Origin of the sequence: Rhodobaculum claviforme, from assembly GCF_016653255.1 — a bacterium.
GTDB classification, from domain to species: domain Bacteria; phylum Pseudomonadota; class Alphaproteobacteria; order Rhodobacterales; family Rhodobacteraceae; genus Rhodobaculum; species Rhodobaculum claviforme.
In genome coordinates this window covers 1-6,210 of sequence record NZ_NHSD01000311.1, presented here as the reverse complement: position 1 = coordinate 6,210, position 6,210 = coordinate 1, and the positions used below count along the sequence as shown (strand labels likewise).

Below are 6,210 nucleotides of genomic sequence, written 5' to 3'. Positions count from 1 at the left end.
AACCCCAGAGGCCCCATGTCCGCACCCGACGCCGCCCGCATCGTCACCCGCTTCGCCCCGTCACCCACCGGGTTCCTGCACATTGGCGGGGCCCGCACGGCGCTGTTCAACTGGCTCTATGCCCGCGGACGCGGCGGCGCCTTCCTGCTGCGGATCGAGGACACCGACCGCGCCCGCTCGACGCCCGAAGCGACGGCGGCGATCCTCGACGGGCTGACCTGGCTCGGCCTCGACTGGGACGGCGAGGCCACCAGCCAGGCCGAGGGCGCCGCCCGCCACGCCGAGGTCGCCCGCGCCATGCTGGCCGCTGGGACCGCCTACAAGTGCTTCGCGACCCCCGAACAGATCGAGGCCGCGCGCGAGACCGCCCGGGCCGAGGGCAAGACCACCCTCTTCGACAGCCCCTGGCGCGACGCGCCCGCCGACACCCACCCCGACGCCCCCTTCGTGATCCGCCTCAAGGCCCCCCGCGACGGCGAGACGGTGATCGAGGACGCGGTGCAGGGCCGGGTCGCGTTCCGCAACGATCACCTCGACGACATGGTGCTGCTGCGCGCGGACGGCACGCCGACCTACATGCTCGCGGTGGTGGTGGACGACCACGACATGGGCGTGACGCATGTGATCCGGGGCGACGACCACCTCAACAACGCTGCCCGCCAGACACTGGTCTATCGCGCCATGGGCTGGGATGTGCCGGTGTTCGCGCATATCCCGCTGATCCACGGCCCCGACGGCAAGAAGCTGTCGAAGCGCCACGGCGCGCTCGGGATCGATGAATACCGCCGCATGGGCTATCCGCCCGCGGCGCTGCGCAACTACCTCGCGCGGCTGGGCTGGAGCCATGGCGACGCGGAGTTCTTCACCGACACCGATGCGCTGGCGTGGTTCGACCTGCCGGGCATCAACCGCGCGCCGGCGCGGCTGGACTTCCGCAAGCTCGACCACCTGTCGGGCCAGCATCTGGCCACCGCCCCCGATGCCGCGGTGCTGCACGATCTGGATGCATGGCTGGCCGCCACCGGCGCCGCACCGCTGACCGACGCCCGGCGGGACGGGTTGGCGCGGGCCCTGCCCAGCCTGCGCGAGCGCGCCAGGACCCTGCCGGAGCTCATTGAAAAGGCACACTTCGTGCTGACCGACCGGCCGATCGTCCCCGATGAGAAGGCGGCGAAGGCCCTCGATGATGTATCCCGCAGTATACTGCGGGAATTGACGCCGCGCCTGCATAATGTTAATTGGCAGCGAGAGGATTTGGAGGCGGCGGTCAAGGCCGTGGCCGAAGATCACGGCCTGGGTCTGGGCAAACTGGCACAGCCGCTGCGGGCGGCGCTGGCGGGGCGTTCGGTGACTCCCAGTGTCTTCGACATGATGCTGGTGATCGGGCGCGATGAAACACTGGCCCGCATCGCCGACGCCGCCGCCTGAGGGCAGGACCGCGCGGCGCTGTACACGGACGATCCGGGACGACCGGGTCTCCGGCCACGACATACGGCGCCGATGACGCGGCCGCCGATCGGGAGAGGGATCGCGATGCTCGACAACGAATCGAAGGCCACGCTGCATATTCGGGGCAAGACGGTCGAACTGCCCATGCACTCGCCCACCGTGGGCCCGGACGTCATCGACATCCGCAAGCTCTATGCCGAAGGTGACGTGTTCACCTACGATCCGGGGTTCACCTCCACCGCATCGTGCGAAAGCACCATCACCTACATCGATGGCGACGAAGGCGTGCTGCTCTATCGCGGCTATTCCATCGACGATCTGGCCGAGAAATCGCACTTCCTCGAGGTCTGCTACCTGCTGCTCTACGGTGACCTGCCCACCGCCGAGCAGCTGGAGGACTTCGAGGTCCGCGTGACCCGCCACACGATGCTGCACGAGCAGATGCAGTACTTCTTCCGCGGCTTCCGGCGCGACGCCCATCCCATGGCGATCATGGTCGGAGTCGTGGGTGCGATGTCGGCGTTCTATCACGATTCGACCGACATCGGCGATCCGTGGCAGCGTGAGGTCGCGGCGATCCGCATGATCGCCAAGATGCCCACCATCGCCGCCTGGGCCTACAAGTACTCCGTCGGCCAGCCCTTCGTGTATCCGCGCAACGACCTGGATTACGCGTCGAACTTCCTGCGCATGTGCTTCGCCGTCCCGGCCGAGGATTACGAGGTCAACCCGATCCTGGCGCGTGCCATGGACCGGATCATGACCCTGCACGCCGACCACGAGCAGAACGCGTCAACCTCGACCGTGCGGCTGGCGGGCTCGTCGGGCGCCAACCCGTTCGCCTGCATCTCGGCCGGCATCGCCTGCCTGTGGGGGCCCGCGCATGGTGGCGCCAACCAGGCCTGCCTCGAGATGCTGCGCGAGATCGGCACCGTCGACCGCATCCCCGAATTCATCCGCCGCGCCAAGGACAAGGACGACCCGTTCCGCCTGATGGGCTTCGGCCACCGGGTCTACAAGAACTTCGACCCGCGCGCCAAGGTGATGAAACAGTCCGCCGACGAGGTTCTGGGGCTTCTGGGGATCGAGAACAACGAAACCCTCCAGGTCGCCAAGGAGCTGGAGCGCATCGCGCTGGAGGACGAGTACTTCGTCTCCAAGAAGCTCTATCCCAATGTCGATTTCTATTCCGGCATCATCCTGGAGGCGATGGGCTTCCCCACCTCGATGTTCACCCCGATCTTTGCGCTGTCGCGCACGGTGGGCTGGATTTCGCAGTGGAAGGAAATGATCGCCGACCCCAGCCAGAAGATCGGCCGCCCGCGCCAGCTCTATGTCGGCCCGACGCGCCGGGGATACGTCGAAGTCGAAAACCGTTAACCGAACCTGCCGCGCTCCCTGTGGGCGCGGCAGGTCCCGCAACCGACGCCTGCCGCTTCGCGCTGCGCCCGGACCCCGACGGGGGGCCGGGCGCACGTCGTTCCACCGGACAGCCCCCGCCGGGCGCCCCGACCCGCGACCGGGGGCCCCGGGCCGTCCGGATCACGGCGCACGGCCGACCCTCCATCGCCGCCTGCCCGGCGTGACCCCCATTCATCGCTTCTGGACATGCAGCCACGGCTCAGGTCGCGCAGGGGTCTGGGCATTGGCCCTGACGTCGCTCCCCAGGACCGCCCGCGCCGAGCCTTGGCGCACCGCCGGACGCACGGTGCACAGGCGCGAACCGCAGCATCCCCGCCCACAGCCTCGACCCAGGCGCACAGAGGCCGGCAGCCGCGACCCTCCCTCGCCCATATCCATGCGCGATCCCCCCTCCTTGCAGCGCATGTCACGCGGCAGGGGCATCGCGTCTGAAACAATCACCTCTCGCCAAGGCTCCGCGCGCGGCGTCACGCCGTCTCGATGCGACGAGAGCGCGGCTTTCATTCCCGACACGCGCATGCCGCCGAAGGCGTTGCACCCTAGTGCGACAGGCTGGTGTCGCACCGCCTGTGGCATGGCACGCCCACCGCATCTGCCACTGGATCAGCCAGGCCCCACCGCCGACCGCCCCGGCTTGAAACGCCCCATGGATGCGCCACCCACGCCGATGAAGCGGCGCCCGCAGGCACCTGAAAGCGCCATCACAGGGAGCGCCGTCACTCCTCGTCATCGGTGGGGGGCACGGGATCGCACGGCAGGCGCAGCGCGCGGTGGCCACCGCACTGGCCCAGCCGGGCACGGACAAAGCGCTTGCCCCCCGGCCCCTCCAGCGTCACCCCGTCGAGCGTGGCCTGCGACAGCACCACGAAATCCCCCGGCTTCCACGCCAGCGCCGCGGCAAGCGGCATCCGAAGGCGCCCGAGCACCGCCTGCAGGCTCGCGGGGCTGGCCATCACGGTCCGGTCGAGGTCGGCACGCCAGACCCGCTCCGCCGAGGCGCGCTCCGTGGTCGGCGCGCCCCCCTGCGCGGTCGGCACCGCACGTCGGCGCGGATCGGCGGCGGGCAGCGCCAGCAACAGGCTGCCCTGACGCGCGCCGCCGGCCACATCGAGCTGCGCCGTCAGCACGCGGTACCCGACATCCTCCAGCAGCAGACCCAGCGGGCGGGGGTCGTCCAGGAACGACGCATACCGGAACCCCCCGGCCCAGCCGAGGTCCGCCGTCCCCGCAAGGCCCAGCTCCAGCTCCGTCATGGCATGGTCGATCAGGCCCGCGCACATCGCGGCGTCGGTCCGCGTGGGCCTGCGCGCCACCACCTCCGTACGGCCCACGGCTCCGGTGGTCTGCTGTTCGATGATGCCCGCCAGCGGCGCGGGCCCCAGCGCAAGGAAGCCCAGCCGGTCGCCCGGCCCCTCCAGCACGGCCAGCAGGGCGCGGGGTTCGGGCTGCTCCAGCAACTCCGCCAGCGACACCTCGGCCAGCCGCACCTCCGTCACGGCCAGCGCAAGGCCGCAATCGGCCTGCGCGGCGCGGGCAAGGGCGCGGCGCAGTGCGCGCGGCGCACGCGGTTCGGGATGATCGGGCGGCAGCGCCCGGCCGCCCGCCGCCTTGCGCCGCAGAACCTTGATGCCCGCTGCCGCATCACCCACCGCCATGGCCGTCCCCTTCGCCATCAGAACCTTGCGGTCCAGTCCTGACGCCTCAGGGTGAAGATCGGGTTACCCCGCGTCCTCGGGCGCGTCAGTGGCATCCTCGGGCTGCGGCGGCAGCACGCGCGGAAAGCTCACGCGGAACGCCGCCCCGCCCTGCCCCGGCACATAGGATATCTCGCCGCCCAGGTTGTGCATGATCTCCCGGCAGATCGCGAGGCCGAGACCCGCCCCCCCGGCCTGCATCTGGTCGGTCAGCCGGGCGAACTTCTCGAAGATCAGCGCCTGGCTCTTTCGCGCGATGCCCGAACCGTTGTCGATGAAATCCACCGCCACCATCGCGCCATCCTCGCGCACGCGGATGGTCATGCGCGGACGCTCCGCGTCGCAGTACTTGCGCGCGTTCGACAGCACATTGATGAACACCTGCGACAGCCGCCCGGCGTCGGTCTCCAGCGCGACCGCCTCGGCGTCGGGGTCGCGGTCGAAACTCATTCCCCGCCCCGGCGCGACCGACCCGGAGGCGATGATCGCCCGCTCGAGCAGCGCATGCAGGCTGGCGGCCTCGGGCTTGAGCTGCACCCGGCCCGCCTCCAGCACCGACAGGTCCAGAAGATCGTCCAGAAGGCGCGTCAGCCGGATCGCCTCGTCCTGGATGATACCGGCGTATTTGCGCGCCTCGTCGGGCGACAGATCGCCGGTGTCCTTCAGGATCTCGGAAAACGCGCGGATCGAGGTCATGGGCGTGCGCAGCTCGTGGCTGATCTGCGACAGGAAGGCGTCCTTCTGGACCGAAAGCTTCGTCAGCATGTCGTTGGCCTCGCGCAACTGCCGGGCGGTCCGGGCCAGCTCCCCGGACTTGGCCTCAAGCTGGCTGGAGTATTCCATGATCTGGGCCGTCTCGGAGGCCACCGCCATCAGATCCTCGACGGAAACGGTGCTGCTGCCCACGATCTGGGCAATCATCGCATGCGCGGTCGCCGCCCCCACCGATCCCGCCAGCCGGCGCTCCAGCCGCTCCAGGAAATCGGGCGTGGTGTCGGGCAGGTAGCCCGCCTTGCCCTGCGCGGTGGCGGCGGCCTGGAAGAACGCCTGCGCCTCGGGCGTGCCCAGGATGCGCTGCGCGAGCACCAGCAGGTCCTCGGCCTCGGCGGCGTTGCGGCTCCAGCCGCGCGCGCTGGTCTGGATGTCGAAGACGTTGACGAACTGCGCGCCCTGCACCCGCTCCAGCGGCGTGGGGAACGCCACGAGCGAGCCCGCCACGAACGCCAGCACATTGAGCGCCAGCGACCACACCAGCGCATGCATCAAGGGGTCCACCCCGTCGACGCCGAACAGCGCCTGCGGGCGCAGCCAGGAAATCCCCGCCGGCCCCTCGGCCAGAAGCTGCGCCGACATCAACACCCCGGGCCCGAAGCTGGGCAGGAACAGCGCATAGAGCCATACGCCAAAGCCCGTAAGCAGCCCCGCCGCCGCCCCCACCCGGTTCGCGCCGCGCCAGAACAGCGCCCCCATCAGCGCGGGCAGCGCCTGCGCCATGCCCACGAACGCGATCAGCCCGATCGCCGCGAGCGCGGTGGATCCCCCCGTAAGCTGATAATAGACATAGCCAAATCCCAGGACCACCGCGATCGACAGCCGCCGGCTGCCCAGCACCAGCCCGCGCACATCCCCACCCTGCGCCCCCGAC

Annotated in this window: 4 protein-coding genes; 2 read left to right on the top strand and 2 right to left on the bottom strand. The window is 70.1% G+C overall.

Annotated elements, in window-relative coordinates; translation table 11 throughout:
- The first annotated feature begins 15 nt into the window (after positions 1-15).
- Both gltX and gltA read left to right on the top strand, forming a co-directional pair.
- Positions 16-1,428, top strand: a complete 1,413-nt coding sequence (gltX, locus tag CCR87_RS14885) for a glutamate--tRNA ligase (protein ID WP_201158326.1) — start codon at positions 16-18, stop codon at positions 1,426-1,428.
- 105 nt (positions 1,429-1,533) lie between these two features.
- Positions 1,534-2,829, top strand: a complete 1,296-nt coding sequence (gene gltA, locus CCR87_RS14880; protein WP_201158325.1) for a citrate synthase — start codon at positions 1,534-1,536, stop codon at positions 2,827-2,829.
- Between the two features lie 758 nt (positions 2,830-3,587).
- Here gltA and CCR87_RS14875 read toward each other — a convergent pair.
- Both CCR87_RS14875 and CCR87_RS14870 read right to left on the bottom strand, forming a co-directional pair.
- Positions 3,588-4,526, bottom strand: a complete 939-nt coding sequence (locus tag CCR87_RS14875) for a FliM/FliN family flagellar motor switch protein (RefSeq protein WP_207186661.1) — start codon at positions 4,524-4,526, stop codon at positions 3,588-3,590.
- A 63-nt stretch (positions 4,527-4,589) separates the two neighbouring features.
- The coding region (locus CCR87_RS14870; RefSeq protein ID WP_242512054.1) for an ATP-binding protein at positions 4,590-6,210 on the bottom strand (1,621 nt) is incomplete at its 5' end.

Bases quoted from the DNA above. Each gene is read 5' to 3' on its own strand.
- gltX (WP_201158326.1), top strand. From the start codon at position 16: ATGTCCGCACCCGACGCCGCCCGCATCGTCACCCGCTTCGCCCCGTCA.
- gltA (WP_201158325.1), top strand. From the start codon at position 1,534: ATGCTCGACAACGAATCGAAGGCCACGCTGCATATTCGGGGCAAGACG.
- CCR87_RS14875 (WP_207186661.1), bottom strand. From the start codon at position 4,526: ATGGCGGTGGGTGATGCGGCAGCGGGCATCAAGGTTCTGCGGCGCAAG.